Origin of the sequence: Candidatus Spyradosoma sp. SGI.093, assembly GCF_050314555.1 — a bacterium.
GTDB lineage: Bacteria > Verrucomicrobiota > Verrucomicrobiia > Opitutales > UBA953 > Spyradosoma.
The window spans coordinates 1-20,978 of record NZ_JBNPNH010000008.1 but is presented as its reverse complement, the minus strand read 5'-3'; the positions used below and the strand labels follow the sequence as shown (position 1 = coordinate 20,978).

The 20,978-nt window shown below is 64.1% G+C and carries 18 protein-coding genes and 1 pseudogene; 11 read left to right on the top strand and 8 right to left on the bottom strand.

Annotation, left to right across the window (positions count from 1 at the left end; translation table 11 throughout):
• Window positions 1-4: 4 nt before the first annotated feature.
• Window positions 5-1,054: an HAD family hydrolase gene (locus tag ACQREB_RS07620; protein WP_427767276.1), complete on the bottom strand. Its 1,050-nt coding sequence runs from the start codon at window positions 1,052-1,054 to the stop codon at window positions 5-7.
• Between the two features lie 25 nt (window positions 1,055-1,079).
• Complete coding sequence (locus ACQREB_RS07615) at window positions 1,080-2,354, bottom strand: diaminopimelate decarboxylase (RefSeq protein ID WP_427767273.1); 1,275 nt, start codon at window positions 2,352-2,354, stop codon at window positions 1,080-1,082.
• 277 nt (window positions 2,355-2,631) lie between these two features.
• Between ACQREB_RS07615 and nuoF the strand changes: the two genes are divergently transcribed.
• The 4 genes from nuoF (at window position 2,632) to ACQREB_RS07595 (ending at window position 7,252) form a co-directional block, all read left to right on the top strand.
• A complete protein-coding gene (gene nuoF / locus ACQREB_RS07610) occupies window positions 2,632-3,993 on the top strand; it encodes an NADH-quinone oxidoreductase subunit NuoF (RefSeq protein ID WP_427767271.1) in 1,362 nt (453 codons plus the stop codon).
• 49 nt (window positions 3,994-4,042) lie between these two features.
• Entirely contained in the window at window positions 4,043-4,462 is a 420-nt protein-coding gene (locus tag ACQREB_RS07605; RefSeq protein WP_427767269.1) for a DUF3332 family protein, read from the top strand.
• Between the two features lie 424 nt (window positions 4,463-4,886).
• Window positions 4,887-6,962, top strand: coding sequence for a hypothetical protein (locus ACQREB_RS07600; RefSeq protein WP_427767267.1), 2,076 nt, complete (start codon window positions 4,887-4,889; stop codon window positions 6,960-6,962).
• On the top strand, window positions 6,959-7,252 hold the full coding sequence (locus tag ACQREB_RS07595; RefSeq protein WP_427767265.1) for a RyR domain-containing protein: 294 nt from the start codon (window positions 6,959-6,961) through the stop codon (window positions 7,250-7,252). The genes ACQREB_RS07600 and ACQREB_RS07595 overlap by 4 nt, the downstream gene beginning before the upstream one ends.
• Before the next feature lie 24 nt (window positions 7,253-7,276).
• Here ACQREB_RS07595 and ACQREB_RS07590 read toward each other — a convergent pair whose 3' ends face one another.
• The 4 genes from ACQREB_RS07590 to ACQREB_RS07575 all read right to left on the bottom strand — a co-directional run bounded on the left by ACQREB_RS07590 (window position 7,277) and on the right by ACQREB_RS07575 (window position 10,564).
• Complete coding sequence (locus ACQREB_RS07590) at window positions 7,277-7,924, bottom strand: lysophospholipid acyltransferase family protein (protein WP_427767264.1); 648 nt, start codon at window positions 7,922-7,924, stop codon at window positions 7,277-7,279.
• Between the two features lie 32 nt (window positions 7,925-7,956).
• On the bottom strand, window positions 7,957-8,637 hold the full coding sequence (locus ACQREB_RS07585; RefSeq protein WP_427767262.1) for a (d)CMP kinase: 681 nt from the start codon (window positions 8,635-8,637) through the stop codon (window positions 7,957-7,959).
• Window positions 8,638-8,699: 62 nt separating this feature from the next.
• On the bottom strand, window positions 8,700-9,860 hold the full coding sequence (locus tag ACQREB_RS07580; RefSeq protein ID WP_427767260.1) for a pyridoxal phosphate-dependent aminotransferase: 1,161 nt from the start codon (window positions 9,858-9,860) through the stop codon (window positions 8,700-8,702).
• A gap of 53 nt (window positions 9,861-9,913) precedes the next feature.
• The gene (locus ACQREB_RS07575) at window positions 9,914-10,564 is read right to left on the bottom strand and encodes an HAD family hydrolase (protein WP_427767258.1); all 651 of its coding nucleotides are present in this window, start codon (window positions 10,562-10,564) and stop codon (window positions 9,914-9,916) included.
• Window positions 10,565-10,826: 262 nt separating this feature from the next.
• Here ACQREB_RS07575 and ACQREB_RS07570 point away from each other — a divergent pair, with 262 nt between their 5' ends.
• From ACQREB_RS07570 to dxr, 5 genes are all read left to right on the top strand, one after another.
• A complete protein-coding gene (locus ACQREB_RS07570; RefSeq protein WP_427767255.1) occupies window positions 10,827-12,017 on the top strand; it encodes a two-component system sensor histidine kinase NtrB in 1,191 nt (396 codons plus the stop codon).
• Between the two features lie 86 nt (window positions 12,018-12,103).
• The gene (proC, locus tag ACQREB_RS07565) at window positions 12,104-12,916 is read left to right on the top strand and encodes a pyrroline-5-carboxylate reductase (protein WP_427767252.1); all 813 of its coding nucleotides are present in this window, start codon (window positions 12,104-12,106) and stop codon (window positions 12,914-12,916) included.
• A 39-nt stretch (window positions 12,917-12,955) separates the two neighbouring features.
• Window positions 12,956-14,017, top strand: a complete 1,062-nt coding sequence (proB, locus tag ACQREB_RS07560; protein ID WP_427767249.1) for a glutamate 5-kinase — start codon at window positions 12,956-12,958, stop codon at window positions 14,015-14,017.
• Between the two features lie 6 nt (window positions 14,018-14,023).
• Entirely contained in the window at window positions 14,024-15,289 is a 1,266-nt protein-coding gene (locus ACQREB_RS07555; protein ID WP_427767246.1) for a glutamate-5-semialdehyde dehydrogenase, read from the top strand.
• A gap of 60 nt (window positions 15,290-15,349) precedes the next feature.
• A complete protein-coding gene (gene dxr, locus ACQREB_RS07550) occupies window positions 15,350-16,522 on the top strand; it encodes a 1-deoxy-D-xylulose-5-phosphate reductoisomerase (protein WP_427767245.1) in 1,173 nt (390 codons plus the stop codon).
• Between the two features lie 82 nt (window positions 16,523-16,604).
• Here dxr and ACQREB_RS07545 read toward each other — a convergent pair whose 3' ends face one another.
• Together ACQREB_RS07545 and kdsA are read right to left on the bottom strand one after the other, a co-directional pair.
• Window positions 16,605-17,765 (bottom strand): hypothetical protein, encoded by a 1,161-nt coding sequence (locus ACQREB_RS07545; protein ID WP_427767243.1) that lies wholly within the window; start codon window positions 17,763-17,765, stop codon window positions 16,605-16,607.
• Between the two features lie 227 nt (window positions 17,766-17,992).
• Window positions 17,993-18,805, bottom strand: a complete 813-nt coding sequence (gene kdsA / locus ACQREB_RS07540) for a 3-deoxy-8-phosphooctulonate synthase (protein WP_427767240.1) — start codon at window positions 18,803-18,805, stop codon at window positions 17,993-17,995.
• A gap of 184 nt (window positions 18,806-18,989) precedes the next feature.
• Between kdsA and ACQREB_RS07535 the strand changes: the two genes are divergently transcribed.
• Complete coding sequence (locus ACQREB_RS07535) at window positions 18,990-20,537, top strand: adenylosuccinate synthetase (RefSeq protein WP_427767238.1); 1,548 nt, start codon at window positions 18,990-18,992, stop codon at window positions 20,535-20,537.
• 230 nt (window positions 20,538-20,767) lie between these two features.
• Window positions 20,768-20,978: pseudogene (locus ACQREB_RS07530) on the top strand (DNA phosphorothioation system sulfurtransferase DndC); the annotation flags it as partial.

The window sequence follows — 20,978 nt, the reverse complement described above, 5'->3', positions numbered from 1 at the left end:
TTTTTCAGAAAAGCGACGGTTGTTGCGGCGGGGGCGGTTCGGGATCGGTCTGCGGGCGCGCGGCGGCGCTTCCGGCGAGCGCGCCCGCGTGCAGGTGGCGCGGCGGCTGGGCGATCTGCGACTGCAGCGCGTAGTCGCGCTCCTTGCGGATGCGGTTCACCATGTCTTCGAGGCGCATGCAGAGCCAGTCGAACGTGAAGTCCGTGTCGCGGTAGTCGTTCGGGCCGTAGCCGTTCACGCGCTTGCATTCCTGCAGCGTGTCGTTCTGGCGGCGCTCGGCGCGGGACTCGCGCGAGTACACCGCGTAGGCGAAGCCGCCGCCCTTGCGCACGACGGAGAACACGGGAACGTCGCTCGGGCCGTCCGCGACGTACACCATGTTTTCGAACGGCACGCGGCGGTCCTGCGGGCGCACGACGGCGTTCACGTCGATTTCGGGATTCTTGTTCGAGCCCTTGTTGATTTCGAAAATGAAGCGCGTCTTGATCGTGTTGTCCACCATGACGCCGATCTGGGAAATCTCCGACGGCAGTTCGAGCGCGAGCTCGTCCTGCTCCGTGTAGTGCGGCGGGAGCGGCTGTTCGATGAACTCGCAGCCGTAAATGCCGTCTACGTGCGGCGCGACGGCGCTCCCGCGGATCATCTCCGCGAGGCCGGTGCTCACGATGTAGTGCTCGAGATCGATGTCGAGACTGCGCTCTTCGCCGAGCTTCTTCGCGTAGTCGCGGAGCTTGCCGAACACCTCGGGAACGCCGGGGCAGAGCGGGATGCGCGCGCCGAGCTCGCGGAGCTTCTTGTTCGTGAGCCCGCGCAGCGGCCCGTTCTTGACGTAGCTGAGCAGGTGGTTCAGATAGACCGTGTCCTTGGAGACGTGGATGCCGCGCCGCGCGTAGAGCTCCGGCAGGCGGTTCACCTCGATCCAGAATTTCGTCTCGTCGATGCCGTATTCCTCGAACAGCGGCACCTGCATGTAGCCGGGAGTCAGCGTCTTGTCGAAGTCCCAGATGCAGGCGAGCGTGTGATGCGTGCGCAGATTGATTTCGGAAGGATCCATGAGCGAATGGCGTTCCCGCGCCGGTTCAGAAAATTTCGTTCTGCACGATCTGGTCGAGCGTCTGGCGGCGGCGGATCAGCCGCGCGTTCCCGTCGGCGCCGATCAGGACTTCCGCCGCTTCGGGGAAGCTGTTGTAGTTCTTCGCGGACATGCCCGCGCAGTACGCTCCCGCGCCGCCGATGACGCACAGATCGCCGATTTCCACCTGATGAAACGCGCGCGTCGCGAGCTTTTCCGGCTCGCCGGGCGCGCACGAGACGAGGTCGCCGGACTCGCAGCAGTGCCCCACGAGCACGTAGTTCACGACCGGGCGCGGCGGCGTGTTCGGGCGCAGCAGACTCGGCACGAGCATCGTCGGATGCTGCGCGCCGTAGAGGCTCGGGCGGAGCAGGTCGGTCATGCCCATGTCGAGCTTGATGAAGCTGCGGCCGAACTTGCCCGTGTCCGTCACGTCCTGCACGCGCGCGACGATCGAGCCCGCGTTCGCGACGAGATACGTGCCCGGCTCGATCTCGAAGTGGAGCCGGCGACCGGTCTCTTCGGCGAGCTTCGCGATCGCGTCGCGCACGGGAGCGCCGCACGCCTGCAGGTCGGTCGTCTTTTCGCCGGGAACGCGCGCGACCTTGTAGCCGCCGCCGAAGTCCAGCGTCTCCACGGTCGGGAAGCGCCGTACCATGTCGAGCGAGGAAATCGCGGCGCGCTGCCACACGGCGGGATCGCTGCCCGAACCGATGTGCGTGTGGATGCGCTCCAGCGTCAGCCCGTGCTTGCCCAAAATGCATTTCACCGCGTCCGCGTATTCGTGCCAGACGCCGAAAGAGGAATCCGGACCGCCGACGTTCGTCTTGCCCGTCGCGCCCGAGCCGATGCCCGGATTGAAGCGCACGCCGACGCGCGTGCCCGGAAACGCCTTGCCGTAACGGTCGAGTTGGTCGAGCGAACACGCGTTGAAGCGGATGCCCGCCTTGATCTCGTCGGCGAAATCCTCCGGCAGCTCCTGCGTCGAGAGCGAAATCTTTTCCGGCGCGATTCCGGCGCGCATCGCGCGGCGCACTTCATAGATCGAAGAGGCGTCGAAATGCAGCCCCATCGAATCGAAGAGCCGGAGCACGGCGGCGGTCGGGCAGGCCTTCATCGCGAAACGGACCGTGAGCCCGAACGCGTTCGGGAACGCGAGGCACGCCTCTGCGTTGCACCGCAGCGAATTTTCGTCGTAAACGTAAATCGGCGTGCCGAAGCGCTTCGCGATATCGCGGACTGTTTCGTAAGAGAGAAAAGGATGTTCGTTCATGCTGTTCAATTTATCGCCTCATCATAAAGAAAACCCTCCGCGCATTGAAGATTTTTTTGAAGCGTTCCCGCCGCTGGAGGTAGCGAAGTGATGGAGTTATGGAGGTTATGAAGGTTCTTTGCGTTTCGCTGCGCGAAAGAGTTTTTCGGAAATCCTTTCGGCGAAGCCGAACGCAATCAACTTCATAACCTCATCACCTTCCGCGCGAAGCGCGCCTCGCGCGGCGCTCTTTCCGCTTCCCAAATCCGCGGGAAGGTGTTAGCATGCGCGCAAAATTTCATTTCTCATGCCTCACGCAAAAGAAACACGCATCATTTACAAACGCATCGGGACGCCGGGCTACACGACCGACATCGACTGCTACATCAGAAACGGCGGCTACGAGACGCTGAAGAAGGCGATGAAGGCGGGCGATCCCGCCGCGCTCTGCGCCGAGGTCGAAAAGGCGGGCATCAAGGGCCGCGGCGGCGCGGGCTTCCCCGCGGGCATGAAGTGGAAATTCCTCGACCGCAAGTCCGGCAAGCCGATCTACTTCGTCGTCAACGCGGACGAATCCGAGCCCGGCACGCACAAGGACCGCTGGGTCATCTACTACGACCCGCACCAGCTCATCGAGGGCATCGTGCTCTGCTCCTACGCGACGCAGGCGAAGCAGGCGTTCATCTTCATCCGCGGCGAGTTCATTCACGGCGCGAAGATTCTCGAAAAGGCGATCGAGGAGGCGCGCGCGAAGAATCTCGTCGGCGAGAACATTCTCGGCAGCGGCTTCTCGCTTGAAATCGTCGTGCACCGCGGCGCGGGCGCGTACGTCTGCGGCGAGGAGACGGGCCTGCTCGAAGCGCTCGAAGGCAAGCGCGGCCAGCCGCGCATCAAGCCGCCTTACTTCCCGGCGGTGCTCGGCCTTTACAACTGCCCGACGGTCGTGAACAACGTCGAGACCGTCTGCCAGTGTCTGAACGCGATCGACATGGGCGGCGAAAACTACGCGAAGATCGGCGTGAAGGGCGACGCGGGAACGCGCATCATGAACGTTTCCGGGCTCGTCGCGAAGCCGGGCGTCTTCGAAATCGCCACGGGAACGGTCACGGTCGGCGAACTGCTCAACGACATGTGCGGCGGCCCGCTTCCGGGGCGCAAGTTCAAGGCGATCATTCCCGGCGGCTCGTCGATGAAGCCGCTGCGCTTCGACGAAAAATACAAGATCAAGGACGCCGCCGGCAACGAGAAGGAAGTCTCGCTCGAAGACGTGCCGCTCGACGCCGCGAGCCTCATGGCGTGCGGCTCCTCCATCGGCACGGGCGGCATGATCGTGTTCGACGATTCCGTCGAGATGATCCAGGCGCTCGCGAACCTCAACGCGTTCTACAAGCACGAATCCTGCGGCCAGTGCACGCCCTGCCGCGAAGGCTCGATGTGGATGGCGCGCATCACCAAGCGCATCTGCGACGGGAACGGCGCGCCCGAGGACATCGACACGCTCAAGGACGTGGCGGACACCATCTGCGGGCGCACGATCTGCGCGCACGGCGAAGGCGAAGCCTGGCCGGTGCAGGGCGGCATCGCGAAGTTCCGCGACGAGTATCTCGAATCCATCCGCCGCCGCAACAAGGGCGAGCCCTCGCCGTTCACGGGCTACCCGCTGATCTGAAGCATTTTCTTCGTTAACTGAAACAACAAACCTATAAAAACAAAAAAACATGAAAAAGAAAATTGCCATCATCGCCACGGCCGTTGCTTCCGCGCTCGTTCTCTCGGGCTGCCTCGGTGATTCCAACAAGACGTCCGGCACTTTCGCGTGCGTCAAGACGGTCTACAAGTACAACACCGGGGAAATCTCCAAGAACAAGTGGGTGAACGAAATCCTCTTCATCATCCCGGGCGGCATCTGCTACGGCATCGGCGGCTTCCTCGACGTCATCATCTTCAACTCGATTCAGTTCTGGACGGGCGAAAACCCGCTCCTCGCCGAAACGACGATTTCCGACGCGGACGGCACGGAATACCTGCTCGCGAAGCAGGCGGACGGTTCCGTCAAGGCGACGAATCTGACGACCGGCGAAGCCGTCGAGCTCCGCTACAACGCGGACGAGAAGGTCTGCAACGTCGTCGGCGCGTAATCTCGACGATTCCGCATTCGAAAGACGCGGGAACGCTTTGCGGCGTTCCCGCGTTTTTTTTTGCGTCCGCGCGTTCCCGCAATCGCGCACTTACGGCGCGCATGGGGCTTCGCGTTTTCCCCGCAGGTTAAAACCTACTTTTTGGGGGCGAAGGCATTCCTGCCTTCGTTCCCGCGCCATCCGGACGCAAGGAGACGCATTTTCTTCGCGCGGCGTTCCCGCGCCCCGCGACGGAGACGTGGACGTCTCCGCTCCCATGTGTCCCGCGGACGCCGCAAACCCGCATCACGTATCCATTATTCACTATCAACTATTCATTATCAATTGTCCATTATCCACTATCCACTATCCGCTTTCCGCGCTTGCCAAAAGTCCGCGCGGCGCGTTTCATGGTTAAACTACTTATTATAGTTTTAATCTTCCCATGATTTCTCCGAAAAGTGCGTTTTCAAAAATTCTCCGCTCCTGCGCGTTTCCGGCGTCCGTGCTGACGACGGGGCGGTATTGGCGGACCGTGCTGAAGCTTGCGGGCTGGGCCGTGCTGATTTTCGCGGCGCTGTTCGCGCTGTATTGTCTGGTCGGCGGCGCCGTCGGCTGGAAGCATCTCGCGGAATGCTGGGGCGAATTCACGTCGGGGACGGACTGGATTCCCGACCTCGGCGAAGATCGCTACGGCTCGTCCTCGCGGCTTTTCGCCGCCGCGTTTTTCGTGCGTCTGGCGGGACTGGTCTTCTTCGGCGGCGTCTTCATCTCCGCGGTCACGAACCTGTTTCTGAGCATCAGCGACGAGCGGACGCGCGGGCTCTTCCGCTATCGCCGCGGCTTCTTCCGGGATCACTTCGTCATCATCGGCAACGGCGAGGAGACGGAGGCGCTGATCTGCGCGATCTTCAAGGGAGAGTTCGGCGCCTACGCGGGCGAATACATTGTGATTATGACGCATGCGGACGTCGAGAGCGCGCGGGAACGCCTGCTTTCCGAACTCGCGAGCGAGAGGGAAAACCGACGCGGAATCGTCTTCTACTACGGCGACCTGGACTCGAAGGAATGTCTGCGCGATTTGGCGCCGTGGAACGCGCGGGAGATTTTCGTGCTCGGCGACGCGGACGACCTTTCCGGGCGCGACGTGCGCAACATGTCCGCGATGCGCCTCCTCGACGACATCGTCGGCAGGCGCCGCGGGAACGCGTGCGCTTCCGTGAAACGCATTCCCGTGAACGTGCAGATCTGCAGCGTCTCCACCTACAGCGCGATTCAGAAACTGGACAACTTCGACCGCGGCGACCGCGGCGACGTCTTTCTTCACGTCGCGCCGCGCATCTTCAATTTCTACGAAACCTGGGCGCGGCGGCTGTGGGGATTTTTCGGACAGCGCGACGGCGGCGCGTATCATTACCGCGATCTGGACTATCTGGCGATCCGCGCGGCAGACGACCCGCATCACGTGCACCTCGTCGTCGTCGGGCTGAATCAGATGGGGCTCGCGCTCGTGCTCGAGGCGCTCCGCATCTGCCATTACGCGAACTTCGACGAGAACGCCGGCGGTCCGAAGACGCGCGTCACCGTCGTCGACCGCGATCCCGCGCGCAAGCTTTTCTTCGAAGCGAATTATCCGAATCTCGCGCAGATCTACGACGTGGACGTCGATTTCGTCTGCGCGTCGGTGGAGTCTCCCGAGGTCCGCGAGCTGATTTCGTCGAGCGCGCGGGAACGGCATTGCCTGCTCACCGTCGCGATCTGTTTCGAAAGCGACGACGCCGCGCTCGCCGCGGGGCTCAGCCTGCCGGACGTCGTCTTCGAGCACCGCGACGACGACGCGAAGCATCGGAGCATGAAGCCGGGCGGGAACACCGTGCTGATCCGCCAGGCGCGGCGCAGCGAAATTTCCCGCAAGCTCGACCGCGACGGCGACCGCTACAAATACGTCCGCCGCTTCGGCTACGCCAATCCGGAATTCGAATCGGAATTCATCCGGGACGACATGCCCAAGCTCGTGAACGCCCTTTACGGCAAATGGCAGGATCTCGTGAACCTTTCTCAAGACGAAAAAAAGGAGCTGAAGGAGGGAATGCACGCGTCGTGGCTGAAACTGGAAGAATACAAGCGCTGGAGCAACCGCTTTCAGGTGGATTCCTACAGAATTTACCTGCGCATGCTGGGATTCTTCGCGCGGAAGCGGCAGAAAAATTCCGCGGGCGGGGGCGAGGCGCTTCCCTCCTTCACCGGAGAAGCGGAATCCCGGATCGCCGACATGGAGCACCGGCGCTGGCTCGCCGAACGCACCCTCTCGGGAACGCGCTTCTGGGACAAGCCGTTCCCCGACGACGAAAGCGGCGACACGGTGCAGGACAAGCTCTATCGTCTCCACAACTGCATTCGGAAGACGAGCGCGCTCCCGTTCGCCGTCTTGAGGAAGGACATCGCGCCGATCGTGAACGCGCCCGTCCTGCTCAAGGACGAAGGCTACGAATTCATCAGAATTTCGGAGGAGGAAGAATGAATCCGAAAAATGAATACGTTCCCGCGCCGGCGGACACGCGCGCGGTCGAAATTCCGCGCGAACTCGCCGAGCTCGCCGAAATGCTCTCGAAGAACACGCACGAAGTCTGGGCGCGGACGCGCCTCGAACAGGGCTGGCGTTGGGGCGAGACGCGCGACGACGCGCGGAAGCTCCATCCGTGCCTGATCCCCTACGAAGAGCTCTCCGAAGACGAAAAAACCTTCGACCGCAACACGGCGCTGGAGACGATCCGCCTCATCCTCGCGCTCGGCTTCAGGATCTCGCGCTGACGCGCCGGGCGTTCCCGCCGCGGCTCAGTATTTCGAGGGGGCGGGTTCCTTCATGGCGGCGATGCGCGCCATGACGCGGCGGGAGGCCTCGCGGAAACGGTCGGGGCAGTCCTTGCCGGGATCGAATTCCTCCGGAGACATCGGCTTGCCGAAGCAGACCGCCAGGTTCGCGCGCTTCGGCAGGAAGGTTCCGCGCTGCAGCACCTGATTCGTGCCGAAAAGCCGCACCGGCACGACGGGAACACGCGCCTTGCACGCGATCAGCCCCGCGCCGCCCTGCGCCTTGCCGAGCTTGCCGTCCTTGCTGCGCGTGCCTTCCGGGAACACCAGAATCGCGTGGCCTTCGCGCAGCACGCGGAACATCTTCTTGAATGCCGCGACGTCCGAGCCGCCGTCGCGGTCCACGGGAATCACGTTGCAGTGGGGCAGCACGCGCGCGAGCACGGGATTGTCGTTCAGCGTCTTGCGCGCGAGAAAGAACATCTCGTGCGGAATGCAGCAGCCGATCAGCGGCGGATCGATGAAGCTCATGTGGTTGCCCGCGAAGAGGCAGCCGCCTTCGGGGATGTTTTCTTCGCCGTAGACGTCGAGCCGGCCGAACGTGTTCATGAACGCGCGGGCGGAATAGTAAATCAGCGAGTAAACGAGTTTGTCGGTGAAAAGTTCTTTCATGGTTTTCGGGGGATTTTTTTGGGTGAGAGCGTTCAGGCCTCGGCGCGGATTTTTTCGAGGATCATCGCGGAGATCTTTTCGACGACCTGCTCCAGATTCAGGAAGGTGCTGTCGATCAGCGTCGCGCCTTCGGGGCAGGCGAGCGGCGCCGTCTTGCGCGCGGAATCGAGGCGGTCGCGCTCGGCGATTGAGTCGGCGATGCCTTCCGCGGCGCGGCGGCGTTCCCGCGCGGCGGCGTCCGCCGTCAGGAAAACGCGCAGATCCGCGTCGGGGAAAATGACGGAGCCGATGTCGCGGCCGTCCATGATGAGCCCGGCGAATCCGTGTTCCCGCGCGACGTCCGCCTGCGCGCGCTGGTAGTCGAAAAGAAAACGACGCACGGCGGGGATCGCGGCGAATTTGGACACGACCGCGTTCACGGCGTCGTTGCGGATTTCCGCGCTCGCGGGAACGCGCCCGCCGATGCTCATCTGCGCCTCGTTGCCGTCGATCCGCGTGCCCGTCTTCAGCGCGGCGAGCACGCCGTCTCCCGCGGCGGCGAAGGCTTCGGGCGACGTCACGCCGTTTTCCAGCAGCGAAAGCGCGATCGTGCGGTAGTGCGCTCCCGTGTCCACGTGGAGCAGGTTGAAGCGCGCCGCGAGCGCGCGCGACGTCGAGGATTTTCCGGACGCGGCGCCGCCGTCCACGGCGATGATGAGGAAAGGTGAGCTCATGCCGAAAATGAAACAGCACGCGCCCGCGCGAGGCAAAAAAAAAGTGATCGTCGGGAGCGCGTTCAGTTGCGGAGCAGGGCGGCGTCGAGGCGCGGGAACGCCGCGTCGAAAGCCGCTTCCGGCGCGAGCAGCGAAAACACCAGGTGCGGCGCGGGCGCGCATTCCAGATCGTAGAAATAGCCCGGGTGCGCGACGACGCCTTCGCGGCGCAGCAGATCCGTCGCGAGCGATTCCTCTTCGACGCCTCGCGGCAGGCGCACGACGCCGTACCAGCCGCCTTCGCGGCGCAGCAGCTTCAGGTCGCGGGAACGCGCGCACCACGCGGCGAGCCGCGCCTCGTTCGCGTCGAGACGCGCGCGGACGCGTTCCCGCACGGCGGGCGCGTCGCGCAGCAGCGCCGGGAGTGCCGCCTGCGCGGGCGTGCTCACGGAAAGAAACGTGTCGGCGACGAAGTCGAGGCGCCTCGTCGCTTCGCGGCGGAAATCCGCGTCGCCGCGCGTGAGAATCCATCCCGCCTTGATCTGCGGGAGCGCCGCCGTCTTGGAAAGTCCGCCGAGGACGAAGACCGAGCCGCCTTCCGCCGTCGCGAAGCTTTCCGCCGCCGCGCCGTCGCACATGTATTCGAGAAAGACTTCGTCGACGACGAGCGGCAGGCCGCGTTCCCGCGCGAAGGCTTCGAGGCGCGCGCGTTCTTCCGCGGAGAACACGGAGCCGGTCGGGTTGTTCGGGTTCACGCAGAAGATCGCCTTCACGCGCGGGTCGTCCGCGGCGCGCGCGAGCGAGTCGAAATCCGGCGTCCAGCGTTCCCGCGCGTCGTCCCGGACGAGCGCGTATTCGCGCGTATCCGTATTTTCCATACGGCACAGAAACGGGATGAGCGGGTACGAGGGCACGGGCATCGCGACGGCGTCGCCGGGCTCGCAGAGCAGCTTCAGCAGCCAGGCGTAGGCTTCGCTCGTGCTCGCCGTGAGATGGATTTCCGCGGGATCGACGCGCGCGCCGTGCGTCTCGGCGTAAAACGCGGCGACGGCCTCGCGGGCGGCGGGGCTTCCGCGCGGGTTCGGGTCGTAGCGCGCGATTTCGGGCGCGGCGAGCGCGGCGGCGAGCGTTCCCGCGTCCCACGAAAGCCCGGCGGCGGTCGGGTTGGAGACCGCGAGGTCGAGCAGGGCGCGGCCTTCCGCCCGGGCCTCGCGCAGCGCGCGCGTCCAGCGGTTGGGCGTCATCGGGAAATTGAAGCGCGAAGAAAACACAGCGCGTCGTCCTCCGTCGCGGCTGTTCATTCGACGAAGAGGTCGAGGATGCTTTCTTCGCCGACGCGCAGGTGGTAGGCGTTCCAGCCGCGCGCGCGGGCTCCGGCGACGTTTTTCGGGTTGTCGTCGATGAAGAGCGTCTCCGCGGGAAGGACGCCGGCGAGCGCCGCCGCGCGGTCGTAGATTTCCGGCTCGGGCTTCACGGCGAGCAGCTCGTCGGAGTAGAAGGTCTTTTCGAAAAGCGCGTCGAATTCGCCGCCGCAGGTCTCGCGGAAGATTTCGCGGAAGCGCGCGCGGTGCGGCGGGTTCGTGTTGCTGAGCACGAAGATGCGGTAGCGGCGTTCCCGCGCGAGCGTCCGCAGCAGGGCGACGCGCTCGGGCAGGAATTCGCCGAGCAGCAGGTTCCACGCGCTCCAGATCTTCTCCGCGGGCATCGCGTCGCCTCCGGGAATGCGTTCCCGCAGCCTGGCGAGAAAGGCGTCGCTCGAGAGCGTGCCGCGCTCGTGGTCCTCGAAGAACGTTCCCGCGCCGACCTGGGTCTCCTCGACGCTCAGGCGCGTCACGCCCATGGCGCGGAAGGCCTCCACCGTGCGGGAGAGCTCGACGTCCATGATCACGCCGCCGAAGTCGAAGAAGACGTTGCGGATCGTTTCGGGAAAATCGCTGCGAAGTTTCATGGCGCCGAGCGTATTTCCCTGCGTCCCGAAGTTCAAACGCAAAGAACGCGCTTCGAGCGGAAGGTGATGGGGTTATGAAGGTGATGGAGGTGATGAGGTTATGGAGGTTATGAAAGTTCTTTGCGCTCGGCTTCGCGAAGCGAAACGCAATCAACCTCCATAACTTCATAACTTCATCACCTTTCTTTCGCCGACTCGCGTCAAAAAAAGTTTGCGGGAACGGCGCGAGTCGGCACGATTGAAGCAAACCCCCGTCTTCAGCATGATTTCAGAAAAACAGAACGGCGCGTCCCGCCGCTCGTCCTCCATCGAGCGGATTCTGGGACGCCTTGACGATTTGGATTCCACGAATCTGACGATTCTCGTGCAGCGGCTCGCGCGCGAACGCTCGCTGCTCGAGACGGTCTTCGACGCGGTCGAGGAAGGCATTCTGGTCATCGACGCGGCGGGAACGGTCGATTACGCGAACCGCGCGGGCGCGGCGATCATCGGGCTGAACCCGAAGGACGTCGGCACCGCCGTGCTGTGGAAGCTCGTGCCGGACCTGGGGCGCTCGCTCGATTTTCTGCGCGAGGACGGTCCCGCGCCGAACGTCGCCCGCGACGTCGAGATCTTTTATCCCGAGCACCGCTGGGTGCGCCTGCAGATTTCCCGGCTGATGCTCGGCGGGGACGCGGCGCGCTTCGGCGTGATCGTGCGCGACGTCACGGACGAGCGCGAGAACACGGAGGCGATGCTCGAGAGCGAGCGGATCAATTCGGTCTTCACGCTCGCGGCGAGCGTCGCGCACGAAATCGGCAATCCGCTGAACTCGATGAAGATCCATCTGGAGCTGATGAAGCGCAAGCTCGCGAAGCTCGACGTTCCCGCGGAGAAGACGAAGGCGCTCAAAAACTCCGTCGGCGTCTGCCTCGAGGAAATCGGGCGCCTCGACGAGATTCTGAAGAATTTTCTCGGCGCGATCCGCCCGCAGAAACCGATGCTCGCGAAGACGAATCTCATGGAAATCGTCTTCGACGTGCTCGCGGTGCAGAAGGCGGAGCTGGAGAACCGGAACATCCGCTGTTCGGTGCGCCAGGGCAAGGAGCTGCCGGTCGTGCTCGGCGACGAGTCGCAGCTGCGGCAGCTGATCTTCAACGTGACGAAGAACGCGATGGAGGCGATGCAGGACGGCGGCTCGCTCGATCTCGCGGCGGACTGCGACGACGCTTTCGTCTATCTGCGCGTGCGCGACACGGGCTGCGGCATCGAGCGCGACGCGATTTCGCGGATCTACGAGCCGTTCTTCACGACGAAGAAGGGCGGGCACGGGCTCGGCATGATGATCGTGATGCGCATCATGCGGGAACACGGCGGGCAGGTCGGCATCGACAGCACGCCGGGCGAAGGCACGCTCGTGACGCTGCAGTTCCCGCGCCCCGGCCGCCGCGCCCCGATGCTGAACGTGATTTAGACCGAGGCGGGAACGCGCTTCGCGCCCGGCGCGCGCGGAGCGAAGTTCTTGCGGGGAGGCGGGCGAAGTGGTAGCCTCGCGGCGTTATGAAAATCGCCGTCATCGGAAGCGGAAACATGGGCGGAGCGATCGCCCGCGGCCTCGCCGGAAAGGGAATCGTTCCCGCCGCGCAAATCATCTGCACCGCGCGGACGCGCTCGACGCTCGACGCGCTCGCGCGCGACGTGCCCGGCGTCGGCGTCTCGCTCGACAACGCCGCCGCCGTCGCCGACGCGGATTGGGTCTTTCTCTGCGTGAAGCCGTGGCTCGTCGAAGCCGTCTGCCGCGAAATCCGCGACGCGCTTCCCGCGGACGCCGCCGTCGCGAGCGTCGCCGCCGGCGTTTCGCTCGGCGAGCTCGAACGGGCGCTCGGCGGAGACGATCCGACGCGCCGACGCGCGGTTTTCCGCGTCATGCCCAACACCGCCGCCGTCTGCGGCGAAAGCGCGACGTTCGTCTCGGCGGCGGAGGGCGCGCCGCGGGAACGCCTCGCCGAGCTCCGCGGAATCCTGGACGCGCTCGGCGAGACGCGCGTCGTTCCCGAAGCGAAGATGGCGGCTGCCGCCGCGCTCGCGTCGTGCGGAATCGCCTTCGCGATGCGCTACGTCCGCGCGGCGTGCGAGGGCGGCGTCGAGCTCGGCTTCTATCCGGACGAGGCGCGCGAAATCGTGCTGCGCACGCTGCGCGGCGCCGTCGCCGTGCTGGAGCGGAGCGGGGCGCACCCCGAAGCGGAAATCGACCGCGTGACGACGCCCGGCGGCGTGACCATCCGCGGGCTCAACGCGATGGAGGCGGCGGGCTTCACGAGCGCGGTCGTCGCCGGTCTGCGCGCCGCGGCGGGAAAAGCAAGCGACAGGTGACAAGAGAACACCGAAAACAGGAATGCAAACTCTTTCAGCATGAAACGCATCACGGTAAAAATCGGTTCCAACGTGCTCGCGCGCGCCGACGGCACGCTCGACGTCACGCGCATGTCCGCGCTCGTCGATCAGGTCGTCGCGCTGAACCGGCGCGGCGTGCAGGTCGTCGTCGTCTCCTCCGGCGCGGTCGCGTCGGGGCGCAGCGAGCTGAGCGTTCCCGCGGATTCGCTGGACGCGGTCTCCGCGCGCCAGCTCTTTTCCGCCGTCGGCCAGGCGAAGCTGATGAACCGCTATTTCGACTTCTTCCGCGGGAACGGCAGCGCCTGCGGGCAGGTGCTCACGACGAAGGAATTTTTCGCGACGCGCTCGCACTACGATAACCAGAAGCGCTGCATGGAAGTGATGCTCGCCAACGGCGTCGTGCCCGTCGTGAACGAGAACGACACGATTTCCGTCACCGAGCTGATGTTCACGGACAACGACGAGCTTTCCGGCCTCGTCGCGCGGATGACGGAGTCCGACATGCTCGTCATTCTCTCGAACGTCGCCGGCATCTTCGACGGCGATCCCGCGGCGCCGGGCTCGCGCGTGATCCGCGAAATCCGTCCCGACGACGCCGACCTTTCCGTCTGCGTGACGCGCGGCAAGTCGCAGTTCGGGCGCGGCGGAATGCTGACGAAATGCGGCATCGCGCGCCGCGTCGCCGCCGAGGGCATTCCCGTCGTCATCGCCGACGGCAAGGCGGAGAACATTCTGCTGCGCCTCCTCGACGATCCCGCGGGAACGCTCTGCACGCGCTTCGTTCCCGCGCCGAAGCCGCCGCGCGGAGCCGACGCGCCCGCGCGCCGCGAAATCGTCGTCTCCGACGCCGCGCTCGCCGAGCTTCGCGCCGGGCGCCCGCGCAGCCTGCGCTCCGACGACGTCGTGCGCTGCTGCGGCGAATTCTTCCGCGACGAGCTCGTGCGCGTGCTGAACGCGGACGGCGCCGTCATCGGCTACGGCAAGGCGCTCTGCAGCGGCGCGGAGCTGCTTTCGCTGCTCGAAAATCCGCACGCCGAAGCGCGCGAGATCGTTCATTACGACTACCTTTTCCTGGACTGAAACGCCATGCCGACCATCGAAGAAATCTGCGAAAAAATTTTCGACGAAGCCCGCGCCGCGTGCGTGAAGATCGCGTGCGCGGACGACGCGACGCGCTCGGCGGCGATCCGCGCCGTCGCCGACGCCGTCGAGGCGCGCGCGGAAACGATTCTCGCCGCCAACGCCGAGGACTGCGCGCGCATGTCGCGCGACGATCCGAAATACGACCGCCTGCTGCTGACGCGGGAACGCCTCGCCGCGATCGCCGAAGACATGCGTCGCGTCGCCGCGCTCCCGTCGCCGCTCGGCAAGGTGATTTACGAGGACGTCCGCCCGAACGGCCTGCGCATCCGCAGATGGACGGTGCCCGTCGGCGTGATCGGCGTAATTTACGAAGCGCGCCCGAACGTGACGCTCGACGTCTTTTCGCTGTGCCTGAAGAGCGGGAACGTCTGCCTGCTGAAGGGCTCCCGCGACGCGGAGGCGACGAACGCCGCGCTCGCCGGAATCGTCCGCGAAACGCTGGAGCGGAGCGGCGTTCCCGCGGCGGCGTGCGCGCTGCTGCCGACGCCGCGCGAGGCGACCTTCGCGCTGCTGCACGCGGTCGGGCGCGTCGATCTGGCGATTCCCCGCGGCTCGCGCGCGCTGATCGATTTCGTGCGCGAGAACGCGCGCGTTCCCGTCATCGAGACGGGCGCGGGCATCTGCCACGCGTATTTCGACGCGTCGGGCGACGTCGCGAAAGGGCGCGAAATCGTCTTCAACGCGAAGACGCGCCGCGTCGGCGTCTGCAACGCGCTGGACTGTCTGCTCGTCCACGCCGCGCGCGTCGCGGATCTTCCCGAGCTCTGCGGAAAGCTCGCCGAAAAGAACGTCGAGATCTTCGCCGACGAGACGGCTTTCGCCGCGCTCGCGGGAACGTATCCGGAACGCCTGCTGCGCCGCGCGACGCCGGAGAGCTTCGGCACCGAATTTCTGGACTACAAGATGAGCGTCCGCGTCGTCGCCTCGATCGACGAGGCGCTTGCGCACGTCGCGCGCTTCGGCTCGCGCCACAGCGAGGCGATCGTCGCCGAGGATCCCGCCGCGATCGCGCGTTTCCAACGCGAAGCGGACGCCGCCTGCGTTTACGCGAACGCCTCGACGGCGTTCACCGACGGCGGGCAGTTCGGCTTCGGCGCCGAAATCGGCATTTCCACGCAGAAACTCCACGCGCGCGGGCCGATGGGGCTGGAGGCGCTCACGACCTACAAATATCTCATCGACGGCACGGGGCAGGTCCGCCTGGCGTGAGGCGGACGCCGAAAATCCGGAAACTCACCACCTCATAACCTTCATAACCTTTCTTCCTCCATGCGAAAAATCATTCTACTGGGCGCGACGGGCTCCATCGGAAAAAGCACGCTCGAAGTCGTCGACGCGCACCGCGACGCCGTCGAGCTCGTCGGCGTCGCCGCGAACGTGCGCTGGCGCGAACTCGCCGCGATCGCGAAAAAATACGGCGTGAGGAACGTCGCGATCTTCGACGAAACCGCCGCCGCGGAAGCGCGCGCCTCCGGAGACTTCCCCACGGGAACGCGCTTTTTCGTCGGTGCCGAGGGGCTGGAGGAAATCGCGACGCTCGCCGAGGCGAATCTCGTGATCACCGCCGTCGTCGGCACGCTCGGGCTGAAACCGACGCTCGCGGCGATCCGCGCGGGCAAGGACGTCGCCGTCGCGAGCAAGGAAATCCTCGTGCTCGCGGGGCGCTTCGTCATGGCGGCGGCGCGGGAACGCGGCGTGAAGATTCTGCCGATGGACAGCGAGCACAACGCGATTTTCCAGTGCATCGGCTCCGAGCCCGCGCGGCGCGTGGACCGCATCATCCTCACCGCGAGCGGCGGCGCCTTCCGCGACCTCACGCTCGAGCAGATGGCGAAGGTCTCGCCCGCCGACGCGCTGACGAATCCCAACTGGAGCATGGGGCCGAAGGTCACCGTCGATTCCTCGAGCATGGCGAACAAAGGGCTCGAGCTCATCGAGGCGACGTGGCTTTTCGACGTTCCCGAATCGCGCATCGACATCGTCGTGCATCCGCAGAGCGTCGTGCATTCGATGGTGAAGTTCACGGACGGCTCGATCCTCGCGCAGCTCGCGCCGCCGTCGATGACGTTCCCGATTCAGCACTGCATCTTCTGGCCGGAACGCCCGGCGGGAACGCGCCCGTCGCTCGATTTTTCGCGGGCGCTCTCGCTCGAGTTCCGCGCGCCGGACTACGAAAAATACAAGTGCCTGCGGCTTGCGCGCGCCTGTTCCCGCGCGGGCGGCGTCGCTCCCGCCGTCTTCAACGCCGCGAACGAAGTCGCGGTCGCCGCCTTCCTCGACGAAAAAATTCCCTATCTCGCGATTCCGGAAATCATCGAAGGCGCGCTGGCGAAAATCCCCGCCCGCGAACCCGCCGACCTGAACGACGTGCTCGCCGCGGACGCGCTCGCCCGCCGCGTTGCCGCCGAAGCAACCCTCCGCGCCGCGAAGCCCGGAGCCTGAGGCGCTCCGCCGCGTCGGACACGAAAAAAGCGTTCCCGCGAAAACTGCGGGAACGCTTTTTTGCGGACGTTCGCGGGAACGCTCAGAAGCGGATGCCGCCGCCGAACTGAATCACCGGATAGACATACATGTCGTTGAGGAAATCTGCGACAGTGCTGACGACATCGCGGACGTTTTTGTCGAGGTTGTTGAGGGTTTTCATGGCGTCCGTGTCGCCGGCCTCGGGAACGGCGGCGCCGGCAGCCCAATCTCCCGGATCGGAACCGATCCACGTGCCGTCGCGATAGAATTTAGGACGACCGGATTCCTTGTAGGAGCCTTCCCCAAGGTAAGCGATGCCGATGTCGATGGTGAAGAACAACGTGCGCGCCTGTCCGCCGTCCGTGGACCAGCCGAAACCGAGATAAGGCTGAATGTCGTTTTCCCATTCGCCGTCCATCAGATAGTCGGAGTAGACGTCGTATCGCGCGGGTGTCGGAACGCCTCCGACCGGCGTGTGGTAGGCCGTGGAGGTGCCGTGATATTTCGCTTCGATGCGGACGCGGGGATCCATGCGGATCAGACCCGCCGTGACGTGGAACTGCGATCCGCGCGGGTGCCAGTCGAAGAAGACACCGAAATTGTTGTTGTTTTTCCACGAGGTGTCGTAGGTCGCGTCGGAGAGCGTTCCTTTGTGGCTGATCTTGCCGCTGCCGTAGTGCGCGCGGATCTTGAAATACTTGTTGAACTCGTAGCCGACCTGAATGCCGAGACCGAGCGTGCCGATGTCCGGCGCGATCGTGACGCCCCAGGCTTCGCCCCAGCCCCAGTCGGAGACGTCGTTGCGGTTTTCGTAGCTGAGGAAGAGCTTGTGCGCCTCGCCGAGCAGCTTTTCGACGGATTCGGTCTTTTCCGGGCTGTCCAGCGTTCCCGCCATGGTGTCCACGTAGTCGTCGCCGAAGACTTTGGCGATCGCGTCGCGGCGGCCTTCGCCTTCGGGGAATTTGCGGTTGATCGCCGCGGCGATGTCGCGGAACTGTTCGTCCGGCGGGAGGTCTTCGAGCGTCCACGAGCTGAGCTCGAGTTCGTCGATGATGGCTTCGTCGGCTTCGATCGTCTGCTGCATCTTCTGAAGGGCGGCGACGGACATTTCCGTCTTCGCCGGCGGAAGATTCTGCGCTTCGCCGGAAGTCGGCGTCGCGGCGATCGCGGGAACGGTCATTGCTGCCGCGAGGAGCGCGGTCGGGAGGAGGACTGATTTCATAGGATCTTTTGGTTTTTGAGTGAAGATTTTTAACAAAATCGTAATGAAAGTCTGACAAAGCTGACATATATTGTTTGACGGGTAAAGCCAAAAAAGTTTGACAGCATGTCAAATTCCGGACGAGGGGCGAAGAGCGTTTTCAAAAAACGATTTTGCCGGAAGCGGCGGAAGTCTTCGCGCTTCCGCCGCTTCCGGCAAAATTCCTGCGGGAACGTCCTCGAGGCTCTTCAGCCGACCTTGGAGACGGATTTGCCGACGAGTTCCCAGATCTTGAGGCAATCGTCGAGCAGGTCGTCGAGCGCCGTGAGCGGGAGCTGCGTCGCGGAGTCGGAAATCGCCTTCGCCGGTTCGGGGTGCGTCTCGAGGAAGAGGCCGGACGCTCCCGCGGCGACGGCGGCGCGGGCGAGGGCGGGGACGAATTCGCGCTGCCCGCCGGAGGAACCCAGCAGCGCGCCCGGCAGCTGCACGCTGTGCGTGGCGTCCATGATCGTGGGGCGGTTGAGGCGGTTCATGATCGGGAAGGAGCGCATGTCCACGACGAGATTCTGGTAGCCGAACGCGGTGCCGCGGTCGGTGAGCCAGATTTCGCGCGCGCCCGCGATGGAAAGCTTGTCGTTCACGTAGCGCATTTCCTGCGGGGAGAGGAACTGGCCTTTCTTGACGTTGACGCAGCGGCCGGTGTGCGCGGCGGCGACGAGCAGGTCCGTCTGCCGGCAGAGGAAGGCGGGAATCTGGAGCACGTCGCAGACCTGGCGGACCTTTTCGCACTGTTCCGGCAGGTGCACATCGGTGAGGACGGGGAATTTGAACTCGCGTTTGACCATGGCGAGCAGCTCCAGCCCGGCTTCGAGCCCGGGACCGCGCGCGCCGTTGATGGAGGTGCGGTTCGCCTTGTCGAACGAGCCCTTGAAGACGATGTTGAGCTGCGGGAACTTCTGCCGAAGCACGTCGAGCTTCTGCGCGACGCAACGGCAGATGAATTCGTTTTCGAGGGAGCAGGGACCGGCGATGAGAAGGAATTTTTTGGAATCGTAAATCATGGGGGAAAAACGTGAGGTCTCTCATTTTCCAAAGAAGCCGCGCCGGCGCAACGACAAAAACGCGCGGGAACGCGGGAGTTTCCCGCCGCGCGAGCGAAAATAGAATTCACACGGCGGGGGTTTTCATCTATCTTTGCGGGAACACGTTTATTTTCTCCGAACAAACCATTTTTTTTGAATCGCCATGGCACTCACAAAATTTCGCAGCCAACTCATCGCCGACACCGGAATCAGCACCGGAGACGAAGGCAAGGGACGCCTCATTCCCGAAGTCATCCGCGAACTTCAGGCCGAGACCGGCAAGCGCGGCGTCGTCTCCGTCGTGATGAAGGTGAACGGCGGGGCGAATTCCGGGCACACGGTCGGCGGGCTCAAGCTGAACCTGCTGCCCGCGGGCGTGATCGAAAAGGACGTCGCCGTGCTCGCGATCGGCGCCGGCGTCGTCGCCGACCCGCGCAAGTTCCACTGGGAGGCGCGCCCGCTCGAAAAAATGGGCATTCCGATTTACCCGCGCCTGCGCATCGACGAGCGCACGATGCTCAGCGACGTCTCGCACCGCATGCTCGACCTCGCGTTCGAGGATTACCGCGTGAACGTGCTCAAGCACCTGCCGCGCGGCTCGACGGGGCGCGGCATCACGCCCGCGTACTGCGACGAAGTCGGACAGTGGCAGATCACCTACGCGGATTTTCTCGGCCCGAAGGAAATTTTCGTCGAAAAAATGAACGCGCGCCTCGACCGCGCCGAACGCACGATCGAGCACGTCTGCCGCGTCGCGCCGGAGCTGTGGAGCGAATTTTTCAAAAAACTCACGGCGGCGGAAGTCCGCGGGAACGCGCCCGCGATCAGGGACGGCGTCTTCGCCGAGGCGGATTTCGACTTCACGCAGTTCGACGCGGGAACGCCCTTCCGCTTCAACCGCGAAAAGGTCGTCGAAGTCTATTGGACGGCGGGACGGGAGCTCGTTCCCGCGATCTGCGACGTGCGCGATCTCGTGCTCGACACGATGAAGCGCGGCGAATACGTCATCGGCGAGTTCGGCCAGGCCTACTGGCTCGACAAACGCCACGGCTTCCCGCCGAACGTCACCGCCTCGCACACGTTCACGCCGGAATTTTTCCAGTCCGCGGGAATTCCCGCCCAGCTCGTCCACACGATGGGCTGCTGCAAGGCCTACGACACGAAGGTCGGCACGCACGTCTTCCTCACGCAGATGGACGACGAACACCCGCTGTGCCGCCGCCTGAAGAAGCTCGAGTTCGGCGTCGTCTCCGGGCGCCAGCGCATGGTCGGCTGGTGCGACTGCGTCGAAAAGGCGGACGCGCTCCGCTACGGCGGCTATCAGGACCTCGTCATCAACAAGCTCGACGCGCTCTCGCCCGCGGACGAATGGCGGGGCGGCGACCTGCTCGTGTGCGTCGCCTACAAGGGCCCCGACGGAAAAATCTACCGCCACGTCCCGCGCAACGACGCGCTGCGCCAGACCCTCGTTCCCGTGTACGAGGCGCTCCCGGGTTGGACGGAGGACATTTCCGGCGTGCGCTCGTTCGCCGATCTTCCCGCGAACGCCAAGCGCTACGTCGCCTTCGTGATGAAGACCATCGTCGAGCTCGCCGACGCGCCCGCGCTCCCGAACCTGCGCTACATCGGCGTCGGCCCGCTCCCCTCCCAAATCATCAAGGACGTCCCCGAAACCGCCGAACTGATTAAGTTGGATGCATCTCTAAAATAGGTGAAAACGGAGGTGTACGAGTTTTTACGGAAGACAGAAAAGTTTTACGAATCGTTTCGACGGGGCGTGAGAATTTGACAGGAAAGACAAACTTGGAGAGGAAAATGGAAAGGCGCGTTTATCGAGTGCATTCTTTAGAACAATTGGAAGATTTTTTCGGATAAGAAATGAGCGGATTTTCATCGGATAAACAAAGTGTATGATTTATTATGGGATGTAAAAAGCCTAAAATAAGAAATAAACGTGTTGAATATGTAATAGATGAGATTCTCGATCAGTATGCGTATGCTGATGAGTCGACCCGACCATGGATTATAGGATTCAGTGGAGGAAAAGATTCAACAGTATTATTAATGCTTGTATGGATTGCGCTCGAAAAATTAAAAGAACTACCGGGGCCGTTTCAACTTCGTAGACCGATATACGTAGTATGTAATGACA

Excerpts from the sequence above, each read along its gene's own strand:
- ACQREB_RS07570 (WP_427767255.1), top strand. The coding sequence starts at position 10,827 with ATGATTTCAGAAAAACAGAACGGCGCGTCCCGCCGCTCGTCCTCCATC.
- ACQREB_RS07535 (WP_427767238.1), top strand. The coding sequence starts at position 18,990 with ATGGCACTCACAAAATTTCGCAGCCAACTCATCGCCGACACCGGAATC.
- ACQREB_RS07545 (WP_427767243.1), bottom strand. The coding sequence starts at position 17,765 with ATGAAATCAGTCCTCCTCCCGACCGCGCTCCTCGCGGCAGCAATGACC.
- ACQREB_RS07580 (WP_427767260.1), bottom strand. The coding sequence starts at position 9,860 with ATGACGCCCAACCGCTGGACGCGCGCGCTGCGCGAGGCCCGGGCGGAA.
- ACQREB_RS07595 (WP_427767265.1), top strand. The coding sequence starts at position 6,959 with ATGAATCCGAAAAATGAATACGTTCCCGCGCCGGCGGACACGCGCGCG.
- ACQREB_RS07590 (WP_427767264.1), bottom strand. The coding sequence starts at position 7,924 with ATGAAAGAACTTTTCACCGACAAACTCGTTTACTCGCTGATTTACTAT.
- kdsA (WP_427767240.1), bottom strand. The coding sequence starts at position 18,805 with ATGATTTACGATTCCAAAAAATTCCTTCTCATCGCCGGTCCCTGCTCC.
- ACQREB_RS07605 (WP_427767269.1), top strand. The coding sequence starts at position 4,043 with ATGAAAAAGAAAATTGCCATCATCGCCACGGCCGTTGCTTCCGCGCTC.
- nuoF (WP_427767271.1), top strand. The coding sequence starts at position 2,632 with ATGCCTCACGCAAAAGAAACACGCATCATTTACAAACGCATCGGGACG.
- ACQREB_RS07575 (WP_427767258.1), bottom strand. The coding sequence starts at position 10,564 with ATGAAACTTCGCAGCGATTTTCCCGAAACGATCCGCAACGTCTTCTTC.
- ACQREB_RS07600 (WP_427767267.1), top strand. The coding sequence starts at position 4,887 with ATGATTTCTCCGAAAAGTGCGTTTTCAAAAATTCTCCGCTCCTGCGCG.
- proB (WP_427767249.1), top strand. The coding sequence starts at position 12,956 with ATGAAACGCATCACGGTAAAAATCGGTTCCAACGTGCTCGCGCGCGCC.
- ACQREB_RS07555 (WP_427767246.1), top strand. The coding sequence starts at position 14,024 with ATGCCGACCATCGAAGAAATCTGCGAAAAAATTTTCGACGAAGCCCGC.
- proC (WP_427767252.1), top strand. The coding sequence starts at position 12,104 with ATGAAAATCGCCGTCATCGGAAGCGGAAACATGGGCGGAGCGATCGCC.
- ACQREB_RS07620 (WP_427767276.1), bottom strand. The coding sequence starts at position 1,054 with ATGGATCCTTCCGAAATCAATCTGCGCACGCATCACACGCTCGCCTGC.
- dxr (WP_427767245.1), top strand. The coding sequence starts at position 15,350 with ATGCGAAAAATCATTCTACTGGGCGCGACGGGCTCCATCGGAAAAAGC.
- ACQREB_RS07585 (WP_427767262.1), bottom strand. The coding sequence starts at position 8,637 with ATGAGCTCACCTTTCCTCATCATCGCCGTGGACGGCGGCGCCGCGTCC.